We start from the raw sequence: 24292 nt of genomic DNA, 5'->3' as shown, positions 1-24292 counted from the left end.
TTTTTAAATTGGTTTGACATTTCAGTTGAATTTCATTGCTGAAAACTCCTGAATGTGTTATAAATACCCCGCTTTTTAAATACACACACGTTTCGTCACATACGTTAGGGTCCCTAATGGGTTTCGTATGGGAAACGTGGAGGCTTAACCCTGGAGATATAATATGAATGTAAGTATGCGTGAATTGCTCGAAGCAGGTGCTCATTTTGGACATAGAACACGTTATTGGAATCCAAAAATGAGTGAATATATTTTTGGTTCAAGAAATAAAATCCATATCATTAACCTTGAAAAAACTCTTCCATTGCTTAATGATGTAACGAATTATGTTAGCCGGCTAGCAGCAAATAAAGCTAAAATTCTTTTTGTTGGTACAAAAAGAGCAGCACAAGAAAGTATTCGTGAGCATGCTGCACGATGCGGTATGCCTTATGTTGATCACAGATGGTTAGGCGGTATGTTAACCAACTATAAAACGGTCCGTCAATCAATATTCCGTTTGAAAGAATTGAAAGAAATGAAAGAAAAAGGGCTTTTTAATGACATGATTAAGAAAGAAGCTCTAATGCTCACACGAGAACTTGAAAAACTGGAGCGAAGCTTGGGCGGAATTGAGAATATGGGTGGTTTGCCTGACGCTTTATTCGTAGTTGATGTTGGCTTTGAGCATATTGCTGTTGAAGAAGCTCGCCGATTAAGAATTCCAGTAATTGGTGTGGTAGATACTAATAATAGCCCTGACAATATTGATTATGTTATACCAGGTAATGATGATTCAATGCGAGCTGTAGATATTTATGTTCGCTGTGTTGCAGATGCTATTTTAGATGGTAAAAACAGTAATACCGTAGGGAGAGCATCATCTGATTCGGAGTTTGTAGAAGTTCCTTCAACTAACGAAGAAGAAAAATCTGGAGAATAATTACTATTTGAATAAAGGGGGCATTACTTGAATGAGCCCCCTTTTTGCTATGTGGAGAAAACAAAATGTCAACAATTAGTGCTGCATTAGTAATGCAATTGCGTGAGCGCACAGGCGCAGGTATGATGGAATGTAAAAAATTTCTAATAGCTACAAACGGTGATATTGAACAAGCTATAATTGAAATGCGTAAAGCCGGTCAAGCAAAAGCAGATAAAAAAGCAGATCGAGTTGCAGCAGAAGGCATCATTGTTATTGCGCGCTCTTCTGATGAGCGAACCGCAGTCATGCTTGAAATTAATAGTGAAACAGATTTTGTTGCTCGAGACGAGAATTTTACCAATTTTGCGAATATGGTGGCAGATGTTGCATTAACAAGTTCTGCAAAAGATATTAAGTCTTTGTCAAATCAAAACTTATCTTCTGGTGTTACTGTAGAGCAAGCAAGACAAGAGTTAGTTGCAAAGATTGGTGAAAATATCAAATTACGACGTATGGAGCGAATGCATTGCGAAGGCGGCGTAATTGGCTATTATTTGCATGGCTCACGCATTGGAGTTATGGTTGCTTTAAAAAATGGTAGCGAAGCGCTAGCCAAGGATATCGCTATGCATATTGCTGCAAGCAAACCAATGGTGGTTAGCCGTGATCAGGTACCGGCTGAAGCGATTGAAAACGAACGCGAAATATTCACAGCTCAGGCTAAAGAAAGCGGTAAACCGCAAGAGATCATTGATAAGATGATCGAAGGTCGAATTAATAAATTTATCGACGAAGTGAGTTTATTAGGGCAGCCTTATGTGAAAGATCCCAACATTAAAGTGGGACAGCTATTAAAAGAAAAAAATGCAGAAGTGTTATCTTTTGTTCGTTATGAAGTAGGCGAAGGTATAGAGAAAAAAGAAGACAATTTTGTTGAAGAAGTGATGGCCCAGGTTCGCACATGATGAATGATAGCCAGCCTAAATTAAAATACAAACGGATACTTCTCAAGTTTAGTGGTGAAGCCTTAATGGGTAAGTCCCAATTTGGAATAGATCCTTCAGTTCTCGACACCCTGGCGAGAGACATTGCAGAATTGATTCGCATGGGTGTTGAAGTTGGTTTGGTATTGGGTGGTGGTAATCTGTTCCGTGGTAAAGCTCTTTCCCAAGCCGGTGTAGGGCGAGTTACAGGGGACCATATGGGAATGTTGGCGACGGTAATGAATGCCTTGGCCCTGCGTGATGCTTTAGAAAGGATTGATCTTCCTGCCCGTATTATGTCAGCTATTCCAATGCTTGGAGTAGTTGATCCTTACCACAGACGCAAAGCGATCACTCACTTGCGTAATGGTCAAGTGGTGATTTTTGCGGCTGGAACAGGAAATCCTTTTTTTACAACCGATACGGCTGCTTGTCTTAGGGCAATTGAGATTGGAGCTGATATTGTTTTAAAAGCAACAAAAGTGGATGGTGTTTATTCTGCAGATCCTCTTAAAAATCCTGATGCGAAACGTTATGATTATTTAACTTATAAAGAAGTTTTAACTAAGGGCCTGGAAGTAATGGACTCCACTGCAATTTGTTTGTGCCAAGATCAAGGAATGCCTTTACAAGTTTTTGATATGGCTGCTCCTTGTGCTTTAAAACGAATTGTACTTGGGGAGCGAGTAGGAACTATAGTCGGAGCTAATCATGATCAATGAGATTAAGCAAGATTCAGAAAAACGGATGAAAAAGACTATTGAAGCTTTGCATACGGAAATGTCAAAGATTCGTACAGGTAGAGCAAATGCCAGTTTGCTAGATCATGTTATGATTGATTACTATGGCAGTCCCACACCTCTAAATCAGGTGGCCAATATTACTACAAGTGATTCCCGGACTATTCTAGTAACTCCTTGGGAAAAGTCTATGGTGGCTGCAATAGAAAAAGCTATATTAAATTCTGATTTAGGTCTAAACCCAGCAACTGCTGGCGCAGCTATTCGAGTTCCTATGCCTCCTTTGACAGAAGAGCGTAGAAAGGAATTGATTAAAGTGGTTCGCCATGAAGGAGAGCAAGGGAAGGTTTCAATTCGAAATATCAGAAGAGATGCTAATAATCAGTTTAAGGAACTTGTTAAGGAAAAAGCAATCTCTGAAGATGATGAGCGCCGTGCAGCTGAAGTAATTCAAAAATTGACCGACAAATATATAGCGGAGGTCGATGCATTATTGGCTGAGAAAGAGAAAGACTTAATGGAAATTTAAGGAGTAAGGGCAGCTCCTTTATTGTAATTAGGGGATATGATGAAAAGGAATATACTAGTTACAGTATTTATATACGTAACAAGTAATTTTGTTTTTGCTGATAATTTAGGAAAATATACGTACGAAATTGCCTGTAAAAATTGTCATGCCCCTCAATTAGCTAAATCCATAAAAGCCCCTGCAGCTTTTGATAAAAAAGCATGGAAATTGCGTTTCCAACAGGCAAAAAAAGAAGCAAAAAACAATCCTATACAATTTCAAACACCGATGGATTACTTATTATATAGTGTAAAAATAGGTAAAGGATTAATGCATCATGGTGGGCTTTGTAAGGAGGCCAATATCCCTAACAATAATTGTTCAGACGATGCTTTAGTTGCTGCGATTAATTACATGAGTAAATAGTCGGTGTAATTTGTTCAGGATTTGTTTTTCCTTAACAGCTAAACAACTTATTGAAAAAAGACAGTGGGTTAATGGTGTTGCATTCTACGGAATCTAATATTTAGCAACATAACCCCAATCCTTAACCCATGCTATTTCTTTAATTTCGCCTGTACTTTTTAGTTGATTAATAAATAATTCTTTATTCTCATTTTTTGATGCAATTACCACTATGTTGGCACATTTTTTTATTGGAATAATTATATGAGATCGAAATTGCTTTTTTATCAATTGGACTAAAGGCCATTGCTCTCGTGCATTTGCTAAATTAACTGCCAAAAATCCATTATGAGCTAATTGGTTTTTACAGTGAATAAAAAACTCAACAGAATGACATTCATCAGGAAAGTGCGTTGCATCATATAAGTCAAGAATTAAATGTTGAAAGGTATGTTTGTTTTCAGATACAAAATCTTTAGCGTTTTGGTTAATGATGGTCAAATTGGGAATTGAGTCCGTCATAAAGAATTGTTTTGCAATTTGTATTACTTCTTCACTGTTTTCTACGGCAATTATAGAATGTTTAGGATTCTCTATACTTAGCAAATGGGCAATTCCTGCTCCACCAAGCCCTAATAAGCAACAATCATTAGGGAATTTCCGTACCATAAGCGTTAAAATTTCCAAATAATGCAGGCCAGGTTTTTGTGGTCTATAACGATTAATTACAGTTTGCCATGCATCACTGCCTAAAGTCAGCCATCGATATAACAGATTCTGATAAACTTTATACCCGGATGGTGAAATATAAATGCATTTTCCAAATTTGGTTTTCCACATAACTTAAAAAATTCTCAGGATTGAAATGGATAAATTGATCCTAACTTTAGAAGTTTGGTTAATTCATCTAAAGCATCCAGGCATTCATATAGCAGTTGCGGATCGGCTAAATCGGAAATTTGCAATTCAGTTCGGTAATATTTTACAACCCATTTGTCCAGGGCATCGAGCAAATCATTATCAACCAAAATCCCTTGATGCATCGCTTTGAGTTCATTGTCATTTAAAGGAATGCGCAATCGCAAACAAGCAGGTCCACCGCCGTTACGCATGCTTTGTTTCAAATCCAAATAATGTACTGAATTAATGGGGTTTTTCACATCACTCACTAATTCATCAATACAAGTTTTTACTCGGGGATTGATTTGACATTCAAAAGGAGCAACCAAAATCATATTATTTTGATCAGGTAAAGTAATTAATTGAGAATTGAAAAGATAGGTATCCACAGCTTCTTTTATACTGATTTGCTCTTTTGGTAGTTCAATTATTGTCAATGTAAAATCAGCTTTTTCTCTCAATTGCTCTAATACATAGGGTTGATTATTAAAGGCTTGTTCGTGAATCAAAAATACATATTCATTAGCTACCGAAATGACGTCATTATGAAATACGCCTTGATCTATTGCCAAGGGATTTTGGCATGCATAAATTACGCGTTCAGCTTTTAATAAATGATTACGAGCAATTGCTTCTGACGCCTCTTTTGTTTGTCGAGCAGGATATTTGACTGGCCCTTGATTAGACCGATCCGTTCCCAATGATTTTTTGCCATACACAAATAGATTAATACCAGGCAGAGCATGATTTTGGCATAGGCGATTATGATTTGCCGCTCCCTCGTCACTAGTACATGTCGATCTGGGCAGAATGGGATGGTGATTAAAATAATCGGAATTGGAAAATATGAACTGCAGCAATTTTTGCGAAAAATCAGCTTCCTGGTGTCTATGTAAGTTGCTGATTAAATTAGCGGTAGTAAAATGAACTTTATTATCTTCAGTATCGGTGCTTGCAGATACTGTTGCCGCATTAGCTGTCCACATACTTGAGGCAGAGTAGCATGCACTGAGTAATTCTGGCGCTGCTTTATAGGCTTTATTTATTTGCTCACCAGGAGTGCCTTTGAACCCTAGTTGGTGTAATAAATGCAAATTAGGCCGTTGATGAGGAGGCATTACACCTTGTTTTAAGCCCATATTGTATAGTTTACGCATTTTTTCTAACCCTTGCCTTGCGGCAGCTTGGGGATTAGAAATGGATAGGGCATTGCTTGTAGAGGCAATATTCCCTGCCGAAAGACCTGCGTAATTATGAGTAGGGCCAACGAGCCCATCTATATTTAACTCATAAATATTCATAGTAATTTTTCCAATATTATCCCAGGTAACTGCTGTGCAGGCATAGTTAATAAAGATTGTTCCATACTGGCTACAGGATAAGCACAATAATCAGCAGCAAAATAGGCACTTGGTCTATGATTTCCACTGCATCCAACGCCTCCAAAAGGAAGACTGCTAGCAGCTCCTGTAGTTGGCCTATTCCAATTAATCAAACCAGCGCGAACATTTTGATAAAATTGCTGATAATGCGATTTATCATCGCTTAACAAGCCTGCTGACAGGCCATAGCGTGTTTGATTTGCTAACTGAATGGCTTCATCAAAGTGGTTATAACGGTAGATTTGTGCGCAAGGTGCAAAAAGCTCTTCATCTGGTGGGTTTTTAACCCGAGTCATATCAATGATTCCAGGTGATAGAAGTCCTGTGTATTCAACAAGAAGTGACATGGGTAATATGGCTTCCCCTCCATCTCAACAAGTTGTTTCTGTGTATGTAGGTGTTTGAGGGCTTGAGTATGGCTTATAACAGGACCCATAAAAGGCTCTGGTTGGTTATCAAAAGGTCCAATTTTTATTGACTGGCAGGCCTTGGTGAAATACTCTAAAAACTCATCACCAGTAGGAGAGTTAGGAATTATAATTCGTCTTGCGCAAGTACAACGTTGACCGGCAGTAATCATGGTTGAAAGTAATGTATGATATACGGCGGCATTAATATTTTTAATTTCATCAATAACTAATGGATTATTTCCACCCATTTCCAACGCTAAAATAACTTCAGGCTTGTTGCTGAATTGTTGGTGTATACGAAGTCCTGTGGCATAACTCCCGGTAAAATAGACACCTTGAATGTCTTGGGATAGTAAGGTTTTTCCACACTCCACGTTTCCTTGTAAGCAATTGATAACTCCAGAGGGTAGGCCACTATCATGCCAACATTGCATAATTAACTCTGCTACTGCAGGAGTATGCTCACTTGGCTTATAAAGAATGGTATTTCCCGCAAGAAGAGCAGGGACTATGTGCCCATTGCTTAAATGAGCAGGAAAATTAAAAGCGCCTAATACTAATACAACGCCTTGTGGTTTAAAACGCAGGCAAGCATTGGCTTCTGCTGTCTCGGTTTGCTTGGACCACGTTCTTTCTTGATAAGCTTGTATTGATATGCTGACTTTACCAATAACTGAAATCACCTCAGTTTGAGATTCCCATAAAGGCTTCCCTGTTTCTAATGAAATAAGACGGGCTAATTGCGCTCGATTTTTTTCTACTTCCTCGGCAAAAGCTTTAATATAATGAGCTCTTTGCTCAAAACTTGTATTGGCCCATGAGCTCAGTGCCTGATAGGCAGCGAAATGAGCATTGGAAATTTCTTGATCTGTTGCATTATTCCCTTGCCAAAGAAGAGTTCCATAAGCAGGATTGATTGATTCCAGAATTGTTCCATTTCCTTTTACCCAATGCCCATTAATATACTGTCCTTTGCTCTGTACAATTTGTAATTTAGACATCGTTGATCCTTTGTTACAATGGTGAATTCTCTTCACTATAAAGTGGAGATAAACGTACACTGTCTCCGCATCTTATATTAAGCAATTTTGCAGTGTCTTTGCCAATAATACAGGTATTTTCCTGTCCATTAAAAACAGCATGACTAATTGTTGCCCGAAAATCTAGTTGGGTATTTGCAAGCAAGTAGCTTTTACTACTGCTGGCTTCATCACTTATGCTTTTAATGGCCATAATACGACTTAAAGCGATAGTCTTAATTTCTAGTAATGGAGCTTCGATAGTAGGTCCAGCATCAAAAATATCGACATAGTTGTTATATCGGAAACCTTCTTTTAATAAAATAGTCATTGCTGGTATGGTGGATTGATGTGGTTTGCCAATCACTTCTTGCGCAGCTGGCGAGAGCAATTTGACATAAATAGGGTTTCTCGGCATTAAATCGGCGATGAATTGTTTATTAGTGGCCAGTGTAAGACGGTCTGCTTCAACAAAAGGCATATGAAAAAAATTGGCACCAACATTATCCCAGAATGGCGAATGGCCTTTATCATCGGAAATCCCGCGCATTTCAGCAATAACAATAGGCGCAAAGCGATGTGGATATTGAGCCATGAATAAAAAACGACCTTTGGAGAGCAATAAGCCATTATTGTTTTTTCTATAGTCAGGATGAAGAAATAGGGTGCATATTTCTGTGCGCCCCTGGTTGTCATTTACCAGACTTAATACTTCATAGTCACTGCGTATATTGAGTGAATGACAAACTCTGGTTCTCTTGGAAACTTTATAAGAGTAGAAGGGTATTTCATGCCCTGTACGCGCTTCTATAGCAGAAGTTCCTACGATTTTTTTGTTTTTTTGATCCTCAAGAACAAAAAAATAATATTCGGAACCAGGGGTGGTTACATTTTTCTTATACGATTCGGAAGACCAATGAAGACGTTTCTTTAATAATTCTTTGTCTTTTGGCAGAGTGGTCATACCAATGCCACTGATTTCTGCGAGTTGATGGATTTCATCCAAATCAGAATCTTGTGCACTACGAAATAACATCATGTTGTGAGATCCTCTAAACCACCCTGTGCCAAATCTGTCAAGACAAGAGCGCTAAGAGTAGCGCGTTCTGACAAACTGTCCAACAATATATACTCATCGGGACTATGTATGTTGCCTCCGCGGACTCCCAATGTATCCAAAACAGGTAAACCATGAGAAGCTAAATTATTGCCATCACAACAACCACCACTGTCTTTCCAGTCAATAGCTAAGCCCAGTTCTTTCCCAACTGCTTGAACTCGATGAAAAAGTCGCTTGGTACCTGAACAAACACGTTTCACTGGTCGTCCAAAAATACCATGAATTTCTAATGAATAATCAGGTCGCTCTAATTGTGTGATGATTTTATCCAATTCATTTCTTACCCAAAACTCATCTTCGGGTAAACTAATTCGGATATCAAGTTGAGCTACTGCTTTATCAGGGACAACATTTAATGCCTCTCCACCAGCAATTTTACCCACATTGATTGTCACTCCATTACGTTTCCCGTTTAAAGCATGAACTGCCACAATTGTTTCAGCAAGATAGCATATGGCGTTTCTTCCTTTATCAAACGACCGACCTGCATGAGCTGCTTTCCCTCTTGCAATAATGGTTAATTTCCCACTTCCTTTTCGGTTTTTTGCCAGAGTACCTATGGGCGTCATGGCTGGTTCATAGACCAGTGCTGCCTGATAATTAGGTGCAATTTCATTAAGTAGGGTGCAGGAGGCCGGCGAGCCGATTTCTTCATCGGCATTAATTAGTACATCCCAACCTAATTCTTCCGCAAAGCTTGTGTTCTCAAAAGCAGTTAATGCATGTAACATCACTACTAATCCCCCTTTCATATCGGCAACACCAGGACCATTGATTTCATTGTCATTCAAGTAAGTTAATTTTTGAAAGGGATTATTAGCAGAATACACAGTATCCATATGTCCGCTTAATAGTATTCGCCGTTTTAAATGGGGTCGCCTTCTAAAGAATAATACATCCCCACACTGTTGAGTAATTGTATTTCCAGTCATGTCAATAGTGGATAAATATGGCAATTGGATTAATTCAGTTGCATCAGAGATTGGCTTGAATGCGGACTGTAATATGTCAGCCATGATTGCTAATCCTGATAAATTAGTAGTCCCAGAATTAATTTCACAAAACTGGTGGAGCTGATCCACCATTGTTCTTTGATGTTTATTGATGAAGTTGACTATTTCCCTATACAATTTAACCATGGTTTTTTAGCTCTAAACTAAATTTTTAACAATAGCGTAATTTGAGGGGTATCGTCAATCGGGCTAAAAAAAGAAAAAAAGAGGGTGTGATTTAAAACGCAGGTAAATGTTTTTCCAGCTCGAGGCATGCAGTGGGGAATAAGACTTTTTTAAAAAGTCCTATTTCTCCCTGTGTTTGCCTCGATCTTACTAACCTGCTGACTACACTCATTCGAATCACGGTCGTCTAATTAAAAGTAGGATAGAGAGATTCATAAGGTGGTGCGCTGGGAGTAGTGATCGTGTTACCTAATGCAGAAGGATGCTGTTGAGCATTAACATCAGGTTTAAAGAATGGGGTAGAGGAATAGACATAAGGTTCAACCTCTTTAGCCTGATTTAATGCTTGTTTTGCTAGAGTTTCAGCATATTGTAAATCATTAGTTAGCAGAATTTGGCTGCCTTCATTTTGCAACAGGGTTTGCCGCAGAGTAGGGATGGTTTGGTTTTCCAACGTATCAATTTCTTGTCGATTCGTGCTCATTTGCTTAGTATTGTTTTCTATTGTTTCTCTGTTGGATTCAATAGCTGACTTGTTTAAATAAGCTTTCACAGCATAAGTAATCGCAGCAATGCCAACCCCAAGACCTGCGAGTAATAAAATAGCTGGTGGGGCTATCACTAACGTGAAGACTACCGCTGGTGCAATAGCATAGGGAATGATTCCAGCTAAAGTTAAAATTAATGGAATTGAAAAGAGTAAAGATAATCCTGATAAAGTGAGGGCCGGTGGAATCAGTTTATTTCGTATTTTAGTATGATTGTCATACAATTTACGGAGTCCTGTATTCTCTTTTTCTAGGTTGTCATTGCTTTTCGTTAAATTGGGGTTAGCAAGCCGTAATGATACTAATTTAGAATTAAGTTGCTGTAAAGTGCTATTGTTTTCGCTAATAGCCTGGACTGTACGATTTAATTGCAATTGGATATTGGCTGCTTTTTGTTGGTAATCCAAATGCTCTTTCATTTTTCTTACAATAGTTCTCAAGGCTTCAATTTCTTGAGATGGTCGTCGCGTGATTTGTAAGGAGCGTTCAAATTCTTCAAGAAAAATTGAATAACTTAATTGCTCTGCTTTAAGAAGTAATGAAGAGTATTGTTGTTCAATTGCTTTGCGTTCTCTATTAATGTTGGATATCAGATTCTCTCGATTAACAGAGGTTAAGGTATCAGTAACACCTGTTTTTCTTTCAACATAACCAAGGCGAGCTTGAAGACGTTTTTCTCTATTTCCTCTACGAATTTCTCTTTCATCCTCTCGAAAAGCTAGAGTGTTAAATTCCCTAGTGATAACTAGAATTCTTCTATTAATAACCTCTATCTTGCGTTCTAGATCTTGACGACTTAGAGACGCTTCAAGATGAGTATGGACGTGAGAGTTTGGGTTTAATAGGGTGACAGGAACTGGTTGAGAAGGATGCTGGTGGACCACTGGGGTATCAGGATGGCTATGGACATGAGTATAGACAAGTAATTGTCTATCATATTGCTCTTTTAGAGCTTTGATACTTTGAAGCTCATCAGTCATTTTATTTTTTTGACGAAGATCTTGACGCATTTCCTCTATATCCCGGCGTTTCTCCTCTTCATCTTCTTTTATTTGCTGTTGATAAGCATTTTCTTCTAATCGTGAAGTGATAGCTAGATCATCTAAATTTTTAATTTGAGATAGCTGTCCGGCAATTTGATTATGAATCAGGTGGATAGGTTTTTTGTTGACTAATAAGTCCTTTAGTTCTGTAAACGGATGGTCAATGGATAAGAAATTTTTAGTAAGCTTAATTAATTCTTGTTTTACATCATAACTAGCAAGAGACATACATCACCCCCCAATGATCAAGTTGTCGGATTTTAGATCACAAAGATTGATTTATCAATATTGACATTGGTACTCATTAACCACTACTTCTTTTTCTTCTTCCAATGATTCGCTTAATGAGTCACTCAGTTCTTCCGAAGATATAGGTGATGGTTTACTATTGGATTGTGTTTTCCTAGGGGTTAAAAATGGAGAGCTAGTATAGGAAGGGGGCTCAATCTCTTTAGCTTTTTGTAGAGCTTGTTCCGCTTGTAGTTGTGATTTTTGCAAAGAAAGTGTTAATTGATCTCTTAAATTCTCATCTTTTTTTATTTGTGCTTCCAGGCTAGGGATAGTAAGGGTTTCTAACGATTTTAAATTTTGAGAATTTTGCCTCATTTGTTGGGAATTCATTTCTATTGTTTGCAAATTGGATTTGATAGCAGATTCGTTAGAGTGCATTTTAAAACGGAAGACAATCGCAGCGATTCCAATGCCAAGGGTTGAGAGAAATAATAACATTGAAGGTATCGAGACCAATACATAAAGGAGTACTGGAGTGATAAAAAAGGGAATCACTCCGCTAGTTGTTAAAATGAGAGGTATTGAAAACAGCAATGTTAATCCAAATAATAGTAAAGCAGGAGTCCTAAAACGCTGCCGCAAATTATTGTTGTGAGCTCGAGCAGCAGATAATTCCTGATTCCGCAATGCTAATTCTTCATTTGCAGAGGTTAGGTTAGGATTCTTGCCTTTTAAAGATTTTAATCTGTTTTGCAGTTCTTGTAATTTTATTCTCTGAGAACTAATGGATTGTTTTTTAATATGAAGGCTGGATTGAGTATTAATGGCATCGCGCTCGAATTCAAAATGTTGCTTCATCAATTTTAAAACAGATTTTAAGGCATCAACTTCTTGAGGAGATAAATTATGTTTTTTTTTATTTAAGAATTTTTGAAGATTTTCAAGCAATAATGGGTAATTAATCTGATCGGCTTCCTGAATAAGTTCAGCACATTTTTTTTCAAGCGCACTATATTGTTTTTGGATGCTTTTTGATAAAAGGGATTGATTTTTTCCAGATAGGGTACTAAGAACATCTTCTCCTGTACTGTCAAATCCAATTCTGGCCTGTGCACGTTTAGTTCGTTTAGTGCGATTTTGTAATCGCTTCTTAGCCCGTTCTTCAATTTCATGTAGCTTGATATGGTGATTATTTTCCTGCTCAAGAAGTGATTTGATTTTAATTTCATGTTCAATAATGGATTTTTGTAAGCGGTCAATTGTTGCTGAATGATTAGAAGATAGTTGTGTCTTTTTTATCGTGGGATCATGAGGAATCACATCGGCCTTCATTGGGTTTTCTAATAGCCGTTCCAGCTTGTTGTGAAGTAATCTCAGTTCCGTTTGGTGCTCACTGATTTGCGTTGGGATATGATTTAATTCACGAGTTAAGTTCTCTTTTAATTTTTTATCTTTTAATGCTTCAGCATCCTCTTCTTCTGTTTGTTTTTTATCTTCAGCAAGTTGAGTTTTATAAGATTGTTGTTCAAGGTTTTTTTTAACTTCTATTTTATCCGCATCTCTCGATTTGATCAGGGATGCCATGACAGAGGAGTGAATCCAAGGGATTGGAGCTTTACTGAGAATATATCTTTTTAAATCTGAGAAGGCGAGTTCTTCATTCAATAAGAATTGATTAATGTGCTCCGTAACTAGTTTCTCTATATCGCAGTTGGCTAAAAACATAATCACTCCAGATTATCATTTTCAAATGATGTTAGAGGAATTTGAATCACCAGGCAACACGCTTCTGGTCAAGTAAGAAGAAATTGGGTGAAAGATTAATAGTGGGAATATATAATCCATGGTCTTAATAAATATTAAATTGGTGCTGCGAGCAAGAGAGCAAATATGTATGAAAATTTATTGAGCGGGTGTGATAAGGAATGGAAGGAAATTTTAGAAAATGCCTTGAATACGATGGATAAAGATTATTTAGACCAAATACAGAAGGCAGGCCATTGGTTACCTGGAGTAAATCAATTATTTTCAGCTTTTAGCTTACCTCTAAGTCAAACTCGATATATTCTATTAGGGGAATCCCCATATCCTCGTGAAGTATCCGCAAATGGTTATGCATTCTGGGACAATTCCGTAGGTTCTCTATGGAGCCCAACAGGGTTAAGTAAAGAAGTTAATCGAGCCACTTCACTGCGTAATTGGATAAAAATGCTGTTGATTGCCCGTGGCGATTTACAGGAAAACCCTTCTCAGGGAGCAATAGTTAAGGTAGATAAATCTGGTTTAGTTCAAACGGCAAAAGAATTTTTTAAGGGCATGATGAAAAAAGGAATTTTGTTACTAAACGCTTCCTTAGTATATAGTAAAGGCAGAGTTCCCTATCATGCACGTCAATGGAGGCCTTTTATGCAAAGCCTGTTTGATCAACTGGCTGTAAAAAAAACGAATGTGCAATTGATTTTATTTGGTAAAATCGCAGAGAAAATACCGGAAAATAAATTACCCATAGCGCTGGTCTCAGAACACCCCTATAATGTAAGTTTTATTACTAATCAACGAGTAATTGAATTTTTTAAACCAATGGATCTACTGTCAAATGACTCAAATTAAATCAACCATTGATGTTCAGGAAGTCAATAAATTTGCCCAACTTGCTAACTATTGGTGGGATGCCAACGGCCCTCTTAAAACCTTGCATGATATTAATGAGGCTCGTTTTAAATTTATTTCTCAACACATTAATCTACAAGATCTCAGGGTGCTCGATGTTGGATGTGGAGGAGGGATACTTTGCGAAACTATGGCTAAAGCAGGAGCTCATGTTACTGGGATTGATGCTGAGAGAGAAACAGTCCAGGTAGCAAAAGAGCATGCTCAAAAAGTGCATTTAGACATTGATTATTTTTCTAGTACTATAGAGGAATATGAAGCTCAAAGCTTTGATGTTGTAACATGTATGGAAATGTTAGAACATGTGCAAAACCCTGAGCTGGTAATACAACATTGTAAGCGTTTATTAAAACCAGATGGCCTATTATTTTTATCGACTATTAGTAGAACACTCAAAGCTTATCTTGGCGCGATCATAGCAGCAGAGTATATTCTTAACTTGTTGCCGAGACAAACTCATGATTACGTTAAATTTATAAAACCTAGTGAGCTAGCAACAATGGCAAGGCAGTATGATTTCAAGGTCATTGACATGAAGGGCTTATGTTATAATCCGTTTACTCGAAAAGCCTCTTTGGCACCCGATGTAAGCGTTAATTATATTATTGCCTTAAAATAAAATACTTGCAGAAAAATTTGCTTATTCTCTACAAGACGAGAGATTTTGATGGATATTATTAAACAGATCTCCTACCTTTCTAGCCTTGTTTTTTCTTGTTACCATAACGCTCTTGATAACGTTGATAAGCATATTTGGCTTGTTCGGGTGTTACTATATCAATCTCATTACCATAAATATCCACACGTGCTGCGTTAGGTTTTTGGCAACTTAAATAGGCAGGAGAAGCGCTGTAATAACTCAAAGCGTCTCTTAGGGATTTTTTACTAAAAGGAGGCTATCTAGTCGTTCATAAAAATCGATTATGTCGTCAAATATGCCAATTTTAAGTGGTTTTACTTGATTTCCTTTTTTAAAAAATGCATTTGGAAAATTTTCAATAAGCCAATCAATTACATAAAGCTTATCTTTCTTCGTTGCATTTAATTGTTGGTTCATAATCATACTCATGATAATTAAATCATGAATAAACTACCATATCTTGTGACATAATCAAGCAGCATATTGCTTAAAGAGAAGAAAAACTTGCTTAGGTCTAGAGTGTTTTAGATACATTAGCTTCATTTCTTGTAAGAAATTTCTCAATTCTGTATAGGATATTATTGTATTTTTCTATAAAAAAGCACTATAAAAAATATTTAATTTATTGATTTTTATATAAATTTTAAAATTATGGCTTTAGCTTAACTGGAAATATATAAGATGCAGTGAGGATCAAGTACCTTGCGTTTCACAGGGGGAGTTGCTAAATTTTAACTAAGACTTATACGGATATAAGTCACGCAAATGGAATTGCAATCAGAGGGAACTGATTTGTCAGGACGACAGAAGAACGTAAAAGTTCTTATACGGATGACTGCGAAAAGCCAGGGCTGAGTCCCTGGCTTATTATTTATGCTACCAGATATCCTGAATGGGATAAGAAGTACTTATCTGGATAATAGGCAAAAACAACTGAACCATTCTTAATAGTGTTAATAACAGGCTTAGCCAAGGTTTGAGCTATAGCAGGGCAACCCCAAGAAAGACCGGCACGACCAGCTCTTTTGATGAAATTAGGTTCAACATACCAGGCCCCATGTATTACCACGCGTCTGTTGTAGGCATTATCATTAAATCCTTTATCCAAACCTTTTAAATTTAAAGAGTAGCCTTTATGCCCAATATAGGTGTTTTTAGTGATATAAGTACCAAGGCTGGATTGTTTGCTAGATTCTCTGTTGGAAAAATTTTTGGCAAAGTTCATTCCTGAGTTTTTACCATGTGCTACGTAGGTATTATACAAAAGGCGCTCATTGCGAAGATCAAATACCCACATACGTTGTTTATTTGAAGGGAGAGAGTAATCAATTACTGTAAGAACTGGTTTTTTAACTTCTCCTCGTTTGTTGGCATTTTTATAGGCAGTTAATGCTAGTTTTAATACTTTTTTATTTAACTGGGGGGCTTTGTGACTAAGGTGTTGTACTTGAGTATTGATGTCTTGCCCAGGCTTTGCAAATAAAGGCATGCTGGATGTGATATTGCTTGCAAATAATACGGTTGAGATTAGAGTAAATAATGTATTCATACTGCTCCTTTCTTCTTGTTAATCACCGTTATTGGTCTTTAAGAAAATGGTGATTATATTAACAAATGAGTTAATTGTAAATTTATGAGGACTTTTATTGTTCATCAGGGGAAAATATTAATCAATTCATAATGTTAATAATTAACTGGTCAATATTTTTGTTTTAAATTTAATCTAAATGATTTAAATTTATTTAATTTGAAAGTTTAAAAGTAATTCTATATGATTTTAATTTGTTCTTACTGCGTTTAAATAGATCTATTTATGTGCGATGAAATGCTGTTTTTTTTCTTTATTGAATGCTATTGTCGTCATATAATAGGCCACAAATTGAGTCCCAATTTGTTAATTTCTAACAGGCTCAACTCAGTTATATGACAAATTTTATTTAATCGTTTACTTAGTTTCGGAGACCATTATGCTGGAAAAGCAGTCTATCCATTTACCTGAAGGTTTAAGAGCTGCTATTAACAAAGCTTATCGTATGGATGAGCTCTCTTTGATATCGGAGCTTGCTGAAAAAGCCGCTCTCGATCCTCAACAGATGATTGCAATTAAAACTAGCGCTACAAAATTGGTAGAATCCGTTCGTACTGAGAGAAAAAAGAGCACAGGTATTGATTCCTTTTTAACTGAATATGCCTTATCCAGTGATGAAGGGATTGCTTTGATGTGCCTGGCGGAAGCTTTATTGCGTGTCCCTGATAATGCAACAATAGATAGTTTGATTAAAGATAAGCTAGCTGGTGGTGATTGGGAATCCCATCGAGGACAAAGTGAATCTTTTTTTGTTAATGCCACCACTTGGGCTTTAATGTTAACTGGGAAGGTATTGACCCCTGAAAAAGCAGAAAACACATTAACCAAAGCATTATTAAAATTAGTTAATCGAAGCAGCGAAGTCGTCATTAGAAAAGCGGTTGATAAAGCGATGCGTATTATGAGCAAACAATTCGTGATGGGGCGCACTATTAATGAAGCTTTAAGCCGAGCAAAGAAGAAAGAAAGTATAGGATATCGATATTCCTATGATATGTTAGGTGAGGCGGCTTTAACATCCATTGATGCAGCAAGGTATTTTGATGCCTATAAAGAGGCAATTATTGCAATTGGACAGAAAGCAGACAAAAATTCAGACGTTTACAGGCGTCCTGGTATTTCCATCAAATTATCTGCTCTCCACCCTCGGTATAGTGAATTTCAGTATGAACGGGTGATGACAGAGTTGCCGCCTAAATTATTGGCTTTGGCTCGCTTGGCAAAAGAACATGGGATAGCATTAACTATTGATGCAGAAGAGTCAGAACGTTTGGATTTATCCCTTGATGTAATTGAAAAAGTATTTAATGATGACAGCTTGAAAGGATGGAACGGATTTGGTTTAGCAGTTCAATCCTATCAAAAAAGAGCTTTTTATGTGCTGGATTGGGTTGCTGCTTTGGCAAGAAGCAAGCAGCGGCGGATTATGGTCAGATTGATTAAGGGAGCCTATTGGGATAGCGAAATTAAAAAGACTCAAATGCAAGGATTTTCTGAATATCCTGTGTTTACTCGTAAAGTTTTCACTGACGTTTCATTCCAAGCGTGTGCAAAAAAAATCTTGACTATGACAGATGCTATTTACCCACAATTTGCAACTCATAATGCTTACTCTGTTGCAATGATCCTTAATTTAGTGGGTGAATATAGGGATTTTGAATTTCAATGCTTACACGGTATGGGGAATGAACTTTATGAGCAGATAGTTCCTCCCCATTGTTATGGTATTCCATGCCGTATTTACGCACCAGTTGGCAGTCATGAGGATTTGCTGCCTTATCTAGTGAGAAGATTACTAGAGAATGGTGCAAACTCTTCTTTTGTAAACCGTATCGTTGACGATAAGGCTCCTATTAGTGAGTTAGTGGAAGATCCAGTGACCAAAGCAAAGTCATTGTTTAATAGAATTAATAAAAATATCCCTTTACCTGAGAATATCTTTTTACCAACAAGAAAAAATTCTAAAGGTTTTGATTTTACAAATCGAATTGAGCGTGCGTCTTTACAGCAAGAATTAGCAAAATTTGAATCAAAAGAATGGCAGGCAGGTCCTGTAATAGCAGGGCGTAAAATATCCAAGGATTCATCACAAATGGTGGCTGCACCGCAGCAACCAGAACGGCCTATTGGCATCGTACAACAAGCGACTCTTGATGATGTTGAAATGGCGTTAAATCAAGCGGAGTTAGCCTTTGAATCTTGGAGCAAAAAACCTGTAGAAGAGAGAGCTTCCTGTTTAAATCGTTTCGCTGATTTACTACAAGCCAATATGACAGAGTTGATGGCATTAACCCGTTTGGAAGCAGGAAAAACCTGGAATGATGGGATAGCTGAGGTACGAGAGGCTATTGATTTTTGTCGATATTATGCCAAAAAAGCGCAAGAACTGATGGGTAGTCGCACACGACTTTATGGTTATACGGGCGAATTAAATGAATTAAGCTTACATCCTCGCGGAACAATACTTTGTATTAGTCCATGGAATTTCCCTTTAGCTATATTCACTGGGCAAGTTGTTGCAGGATTGGTGACAGGTAATTGTGTGATAGCTAAACCAGCCGAGCAAACCCCGCTGATTGCTGCATTTGCCGTAAAATTAATGCATCAAGCAGGCATACCTGTAGGGGCTGTTCAATTACTTCCTGGGGCAGGCGAGATTATAGGAGCCGCTTTAGTCGCAGACAAACGTATTAAAGCGGTATTATTTACTGGCTCGACTGACACGGCAAATCTGATTAATCGGACACTCGCTACCCGTGGAGGAGAAATTATTCCTTTAATTGCTGAAACAGGTGGCCAAAATGCTATGATTGTTGATTCTTCAGCATTATTGGAACAAGTGGTGGTTGATGCAGTAACTTCAGCATTTGGTAGCGCAGGACAGCGATGCTCTGCTCTTAGGGTATTGTATGTTCAAGAAGAAGTGTATCCGAGAACTATAGAATTATTAAAAGGCGCTATGGGGGAATTGGTAGTGGGAGACCGCAGTGGTTATCAACGGATATTGGTCCGTTATAGATAAAGAAGCTTTATCTACACTAAAAAAACATGTAGATAATATGAAAAAGCGTCATGAAATATTATATCAATGTTCAATTAGTGAAGAGTATGCATCAGGATGCTTTATGCCACCAACAGCTATCGCATTGGATAGTATCAATTCATTAGAAAAAGAAGTATTTGGTCCAATTTTGCATGTGATTCAATTCAAAAGAAACAATCTGGATCAGGTGATTCATCAAATTAATCAAACGGGATATGGTTTAACATTAGGTATCCATAGTCGTATTAATGAAACAGTGGAATATATTCGACAAAGAATTCATGCAGGGAATTGTTATGTGAATCGCAATATGATTGGTGCGGTTGTTGGTTTACAGCCATTCGGTGGCGAGGGTTTGTCTGGTACAGGACCTAAAGCGGGAGGCCCTAACTATTTAATTAGGCTTTGCCATGAGCGTACCTACACTGTGGATACAACTGCTGCAGGAGGTAATGCCAGTTTGATGTCTATTCCTGAAGAGGGTTAGTAACACTAAGCTTAATTTAGAATTAGGTCGTCAGGGGTTGGAATGGGCAAAATGCACTATTCTGATCCCTGATGGTTACGGATCAGATAAAAATCCATAGTTTATGGCGTTCCACCAGGATCAAGTTATATACCCTGAACGACTACTCCGAATTTAATTTACCCAACTGATTCTTGGCCACATAATTGTTCGTCATGTTTTTTGGCAAACAGCCAAGGAATAAAGACAAATAGAATTAGCCCACCAATTAGAAAAGACTCAAAGAAAAAGACATTCCCTATAGGAATTTGTGATGGGGGTATAAATCCAACGATCATTGCTGATATACAGCAGAGGATTCCAATTCCTGAGATGAGGGACATTACCAGATTGCCACCTGGAATAGTGTATCCTCGTGGATGATAGGGCCTGCTATAACGTAGTTTAATCGCTGCAGAAAACATCATGATATATACCAATAATGCCATTTGAGCGCTTAAATCGCTGAGCATCCAGTAAGCTGCATTAATTGAATCAAGCAGAATAAAAACCGTGCTTAATATAGAAAAAATGATGCCTTGGGTAAGAAGTATAGCCACTGGAGAACCATATCGATTGACATGAGAAAACAGCGCAGGTAAAGAACCATCACGTGCCGACACCAGCAATCCTTTGGTTGGACCTATTATCCAAGCTGAAACTCCACTTAAGCCGCCTAAAATAATTAATACAGCGATTACTGAGGTCATCCAAGGCATGTTATAAGAGCTGAAAAATACAGCATAGGCATCAATTAAGCCTGAAACTACGCTTAAATTGTCGTTGGGTACAACAATAACAATAGCTAAAGAACCTAAAGATAGAGTGGAGATAATAATAAGAGTTGAATACAGAAGCGCCCTTGGATAATCTCTTTGCGGGTTTTTTACTTCTTCGGCATGAACAGCAGACATCTCCATTCCAATAAGACCGAATAAAACAGCTGAGAACAGAGATAAATTTCCTAATGAACTGAGATCAGGAAGCCATGTTGATGGGTAATTTACTGCCATTGGTCTGCCCTGAAACATCCAAACAACACCAAGAATAATAATGATCACCATTGGCAATAGTGTACCTATGGATGCTCCAATAATGCTGACTATGCTGGATAACCTCATACCAAAACAATTTAAAATAGTGAATATCCAAAATAGAGCGAGTGCAGTGCCTAATAAGTAGAATTTATTGTTTCCTAAATGAGGAGCAATTAAATATGATAAAGTTGCGGCAATAAAAGCCAGCATGGTTGGATACCAAACCACATTATAGATCCATTGCAACCAGATGGTGATAAATCCAGCACGTCTGCCAAATGCTTCTCTAACCCAGACATAAAGCCCCCCAGTATTTGGGTAAGCAGTTGCTAGCTCTGCTGCAACCAATGCTACGGGGATAAAGAAAGCAAGAGCTGCAATAATGTAATAAGATACTAGTGATAATCCAAGTTTTGCGCTAATAGGTAAGGTACGCAAACTGTCTACAGCAATGACATTAATCATGACGAGAGAAAAGACGTTCAGAACCTTTTTTGAATGATTCATTATTTATCCTTTATAAGCGCAGTAAACCTGGGTATTAAACGGGGTATAAATGGTATTATGATAAATGAATAGAGTAAAGAAAAGTTTGTCTGTGATTAACAGGCTTTTAGTTTATTAACATTCGCCTCCTTACGGCTGCGGCTCGGCATATAAATTTAGCCAAGCCACGAACGTAAGGAAGTGGGTAGTAGTCGATACGCAAGACTCAATATTATTTAAGAGCTGATTTTACGTAACACATACTGAAGTATGCCACCATTTTTATAATATTCGAGCTCATCAGCAGTATCAATTCTACATAGAGTTTCTATCTGTTCAATTTGTCCATTTTGGCGCTCTATGGTGATTGGTACCATGGCGCCTGGAGTTAGTTTGTCAGAAATGGTGATGCTAATGCGCTCACTTCCATCTAATTTTAATGTCTTACGAGTTATTCCCTCATTGAATTGCAATGGTAAAACCCCCATACCAATTAAATTAGATCGATGGATTCGTTCAAAACTTTCAGTAATCACTGCTTTAACGCCAAGCAAATTAGTCCCTTTGGCGGCCCAATCTCTTGAAGAACCCGTTCCATATTCTTTGCCAGCAATTACAACCAAGTCTTGTTTGCTTTCCTTATAGCGCATGGCAGCATCATAAATTGACATGGTTTCCCCAGTAGGAATATAACGGGTTACACCACCCTCTTGCCCAAGGGTCATTTCATTACGGATACGAATATTAGCAAAGGTACCACGCATCATCACTTCATGATTGCCACGACGAGATCCGTAGGAATTGAAATCTTTTTCATCAACTCCTTTTGATTTCAAATACAACCCCGCTGGGGATGTGGCTTTGATTGAACCCGCAGGCGAAATATGATCGGTGGTAATTGAATCACCAAAGAGCGCTAATATATAAGCCTTATTAATTGGCTTGATGGGTTCCGCTTTTGGACTCAAATTTTCAAAAAATGGAGGATATTGAATATAAGTAGAATCAGCGTTCCATTCATAAGTCTGCCCAGTGCTGGTTTGAATTGATTGCCAGTGCTCATCACCTTTAAATACTTCAGAGTATTCCTTTCGGAACATGCTATCACTTACTTTAGCAACTTCGGCAGCAACTTCAGCGTTAGTAGGCCAAATATCTTTTAGATAGACATCATTCCCTTCTTTATCTTGCCCAATGGCTCCCGACTTAAATCTTTGCAAGTGGTACCACTTAAAGCGTAGGCAACAACTAGCGGAGGGGAAGCAAGCCAGTTTGCTCTGACTTGAGGATGAACTCGCCCTTCAAAGTTCCTATTTCCAGATAAGACTGAAGAAACAACGAGATCATGTTCTGAAATAGACAGTGATATCTCATCAGGGAGAGGCCCCGAGTTGCCTATACATGTAGTGCAACCATAACCGACCAAATTAAATCCTAATTGATCTAAATAGGGTTGTAGACCGGCATGTTTTAAATAGTCTGTTACTACTTTAGAGCCTGGAGCTAAAGAAGATTTAACCCAAGGCTTACGTTGCAGGCCTTTTTCAATGGCTTTTTTAGCGACTAATCCAGCTGCCATGAGGACGCTTGGATTGGAAGTGTTAGTACAGCTGGTTATTGCCGCAATAACAACATGCCCGTGTTTCATTTGAAAGTCTTTGTTTTTAACTGAAAACGTTTCATCTTTTTCTTTATCCTTTCCCGCTTCAGTTAAAAAATTATTAAATTCAACAGGCAAAGAGCTTAGATTGACCTTATCTTGTGGTCGTTTAGGACCGGCAAGAGAAGGTTCAACAGTGCTTAAATCCAGATACAATGAATCAGTAAATACGGGATCCACACTGTCTTTGTCATACCACATTCCTTGAGCTTTAGTATAAGCTTCGACAAGCGCAATGGTATGTTCGTCACGTCCAGTCAACTCAAGGTACTTTATGGTTTCTTTATCCACAGGGAAAAAGCCGCATGTTGCGCCATATTCAGGAGCCATATTAGAGATGGTTGCTCGATCAGCTAATGGTAAATCACTAAGTCCCGGGCCATAAAACTCGACAAACTTACCAACAACGCCTTTTTTTCTGAGCATTTGAGTTATAGTAAGAACTAAATCAGTTGCCGTAATTCCTTCTCTTAATTTGCCTGATAGTTTAAAACCAATTACTTCCGGAATTAACATGGATACAGGTTGTCCTAGCATAGCTGCTTCGGCTTCTATGCCTCCAACTCCCCAACCGAGGATACCTAGGCCATTGATCATAGTCGTGTGGGAGTCCGTACCAACTAGGGTATCTGGATAGGCGTATAATTGACCGTCGTTTTCACTACTCCAGACTGTTTTCCCTAAATACTCCAAATTGACCTGGTGGCATATACCGGTTCCTGGTGGAACAACCTGAAAATTAGAAAAAGCTTTTTGTCCCCAGCGTAAAAACTCATAGCGCTCTTTATTTCTTTCGATCTCAATTTGAGTATTTACTTCAAGCGCATCATTTGAACCAAATTTATCTACCATAACAGAATGATCTATGACTAGGTCAACGGGAGACAATGGAGAAATTTTATCTACTTTGCCACCCATTTTGACTATAGCAGTGCGCATAGCGGCCAAATCTACCACAGCAGGAACGCCTGTGAAGTCTTGCATAAGCACTCTGGTTGGTCTAAAAGCTATCTCATGTTGAGATGTTTTATTAGGCAACCAATCCGCTATCGCTTTAATATCTTTGGTGGTTACTGTACTGCCGTCTTCAAAACGTAATAAATTCTCAAATAGCACTTTTAGTGAGTAAGGAAGACGGCTTATTCCCTTAAAATGTTTGTTTTCAGCTTCTTTGAGGCTGTAATAATGATAGGTTTTGTCATCAACTTTTAATTGTGATTTTGTTGATAGACTGTCTTGACCCACTTTCATAAAAGGACTCCCAAAATCAAAAATTTAATAATAGCTTAATT

The 24292-nt window shown here is 37.9% G+C and carries 15 protein-coding genes and 4 pseudogenes; 8 read left to right on the top strand and 11 right to left on the bottom strand.

The features are described from left to right. The first annotated feature begins 163 nt into the window (after positions 1-163). The 5 genes from rpsB (at position 164) to OK13_RS05165 (ending at position 3561) form a co-directional block, all read left to right on the top strand. Complete coding sequence (gene rpsB, locus OK13_RS05185; protein WP_035888453.1) at positions 164-922, top strand: 30S ribosomal protein S2; 759 nt, start codon at positions 164-166, stop codon at positions 920-922. 65 nt (positions 923-987) lie between these two features. After that, positions 988-1869: a translation elongation factor Ts gene (gene tsf, locus OK13_RS05180; protein ID WP_035888451.1), complete on the top strand. Its 882-nt coding sequence runs from the start codon at positions 988-990 to the stop codon at positions 1867-1869. Next, positions 1866-2609 carry a UMP kinase gene (pyrH, locus tag OK13_RS05175; RefSeq protein ID WP_035888450.1) on the top strand — a complete coding sequence of 248 codons (744 nt, stop codon included), beginning with the start codon at positions 1866-1868 and terminating at the stop codon, positions 2607-2609. The genes tsf and pyrH overlap by 4 nt, the downstream gene beginning before the upstream one ends. Next, complete coding sequence (gene frr / locus OK13_RS05170; RefSeq protein ID WP_035888448.1) at positions 2599-3156, top strand: ribosome recycling factor; 558 nt, start codon at positions 2599-2601, stop codon at positions 3154-3156. The genes pyrH and frr overlap by 11 nt, the downstream gene beginning before the upstream one ends. Before the next feature lie 39 nt (positions 3157-3195). Further along, positions 3196-3561: a c-type cytochrome gene (locus tag OK13_RS05165; protein WP_035888446.1), complete on the top strand. Its 366-nt coding sequence runs from the start codon at positions 3196-3198 to the stop codon at positions 3559-3561. A gap of 93 nt (positions 3562-3654) precedes the next feature. Here OK13_RS05165 and OK13_RS05160 read toward each other — a convergent pair whose 3' ends face one another. From OK13_RS05160 to legC3 (OK13_RS05130), 7 genes and pseudogenes are all read right to left on the bottom strand, one after another. Then, a complete protein-coding gene (locus OK13_RS05160) occupies positions 3655-4380 on the bottom strand; it encodes a spermidine synthase (RefSeq protein ID WP_035888443.1) in 726 nt (241 codons plus the stop codon). A gap of 14 nt (positions 4381-4394) precedes the next feature. Next, positions 4395-5741 carry an N-succinylarginine dihydrolase gene (gene astB / locus OK13_RS05155; protein ID WP_035888440.1) on the bottom strand — a complete coding sequence of 449 codons (1347 nt, stop codon included), beginning with the start codon at positions 5739-5741 and terminating at the stop codon, positions 4395-4397. Further along, a pseudogene (astD, locus tag OK13_RS05150) lies at positions 5738-7233 on the bottom strand (succinylglutamate-semialdehyde dehydrogenase). Before astD ends, astB begins: the two are co-directional and overlap by 4 nt. A 13-nt stretch (positions 7234-7246) precedes the next feature. Further along, positions 7247-8290 (bottom strand): arginine N-succinyltransferase, encoded by a 1044-nt coding sequence (locus tag OK13_RS05145; protein WP_035888439.1) that lies wholly within the window; start codon positions 8288-8290, stop codon positions 7247-7249. Then, complete coding sequence (locus OK13_RS05140; protein WP_035888436.1) at positions 8287-9510, bottom strand: hydrolase; 1224 nt, start codon at positions 9508-9510, stop codon at positions 8287-8289. The genes OK13_RS05145 and OK13_RS05140 overlap by 4 nt, the downstream gene beginning before the upstream one ends. Before the next feature lie 226 nt (positions 9511-9736). Continuing rightward, positions 9737-11368 (bottom strand): Dot/Icm T4SS effector LegC3/PpeA, encoded by a 1632-nt coding sequence (gene legC3, locus OK13_RS05135; protein WP_035888434.1) that lies wholly within the window; start codon positions 11366-11368, stop codon positions 9737-9739. A 54-nt stretch (positions 11369-11422) separates the two neighbouring features. Continuing rightward, a complete protein-coding gene (legC3, locus tag OK13_RS05130) occupies positions 11423-13096 on the bottom strand; it encodes a Dot/Icm T4SS effector LegC3/PpeA (RefSeq protein WP_035888432.1) in 1674 nt (557 codons plus the stop codon). 165 nt (positions 13097-13261) lie between these two features. Here legC3 (OK13_RS05130) and OK13_RS05125 point away from each other — a divergent pair, with 165 nt between their 5' ends. Further along, complete coding sequence (locus OK13_RS05125) at positions 13262-13981, top strand: uracil-DNA glycosylase family protein (protein ID WP_035888428.1); 720 nt, start codon at positions 13262-13264, stop codon at positions 13979-13981. Continuing rightward, positions 13968-14660: a bifunctional 2-polyprenyl-6-hydroxyphenol methylase/3-demethylubiquinol 3-O-methyltransferase UbiG gene (gene ubiG, locus OK13_RS05120; protein WP_035888425.1), complete on the top strand. Its 693-nt coding sequence runs from the start codon at positions 13968-13970 to the stop codon at positions 14658-14660. Before OK13_RS05125 ends, ubiG begins: the two co-directional genes overlap by 14 nt. A gap of 79 nt (positions 14661-14739) precedes the next feature. Here the strand turns inward: ubiG and OK13_RS05115 are convergent. Next, positions 14740-15104 (bottom strand): annotated as a pseudogene (locus OK13_RS05115) (ProQ/FinO family protein). A gap of 448 nt (positions 15105-15552) precedes the next feature. Then, complete coding sequence (locus tag OK13_RS05110) at positions 15553-16230, bottom strand: murein L,D-transpeptidase catalytic domain family protein (protein WP_035888422.1); 678 nt, start codon at positions 16228-16230, stop codon at positions 15553-15555. Between the two features lie 418 nt (positions 16231-16648). Here OK13_RS05110 and putA point away from each other — a divergent pair. Beyond that, a pseudogene (putA, locus tag OK13_RS05105) lies at positions 16649-19799 on the top strand (bifunctional proline dehydrogenase/L-glutamate gamma-semialdehyde dehydrogenase PutA). 158 nt (positions 19800-19957) lie between these two features. Here putA and OK13_RS05100 read toward each other — a convergent pair. Together OK13_RS05100 and acnA are read right to left on the bottom strand one after the other, a co-directional pair. Continuing rightward, complete coding sequence (locus OK13_RS05100) at positions 19958-21361, bottom strand: APC family permease (RefSeq protein ID WP_035888418.1); 1404 nt, start codon at positions 21359-21361, stop codon at positions 19958-19960. Positions 21362-21576: 215 nt separating this feature from the next. After that, positions 21577-24251 (bottom strand): annotated as a pseudogene (gene acnA, locus OK13_RS05095) (aconitate hydratase AcnA). Positions 24252-24292 lie beyond the last annotated feature (41 nt).

Source organism: Legionella norrlandica (assembly GCF_000770585.1).
GTDB classification, from domain to species: Bacteria; Pseudomonadota; Gammaproteobacteria; order Legionellales; family Legionellaceae; genus Legionella; species Legionella norrlandica.
Note: the sequence above shows the minus strand (reverse complement) of the source record. Positions and strands in the feature narration are given on the sequence as shown.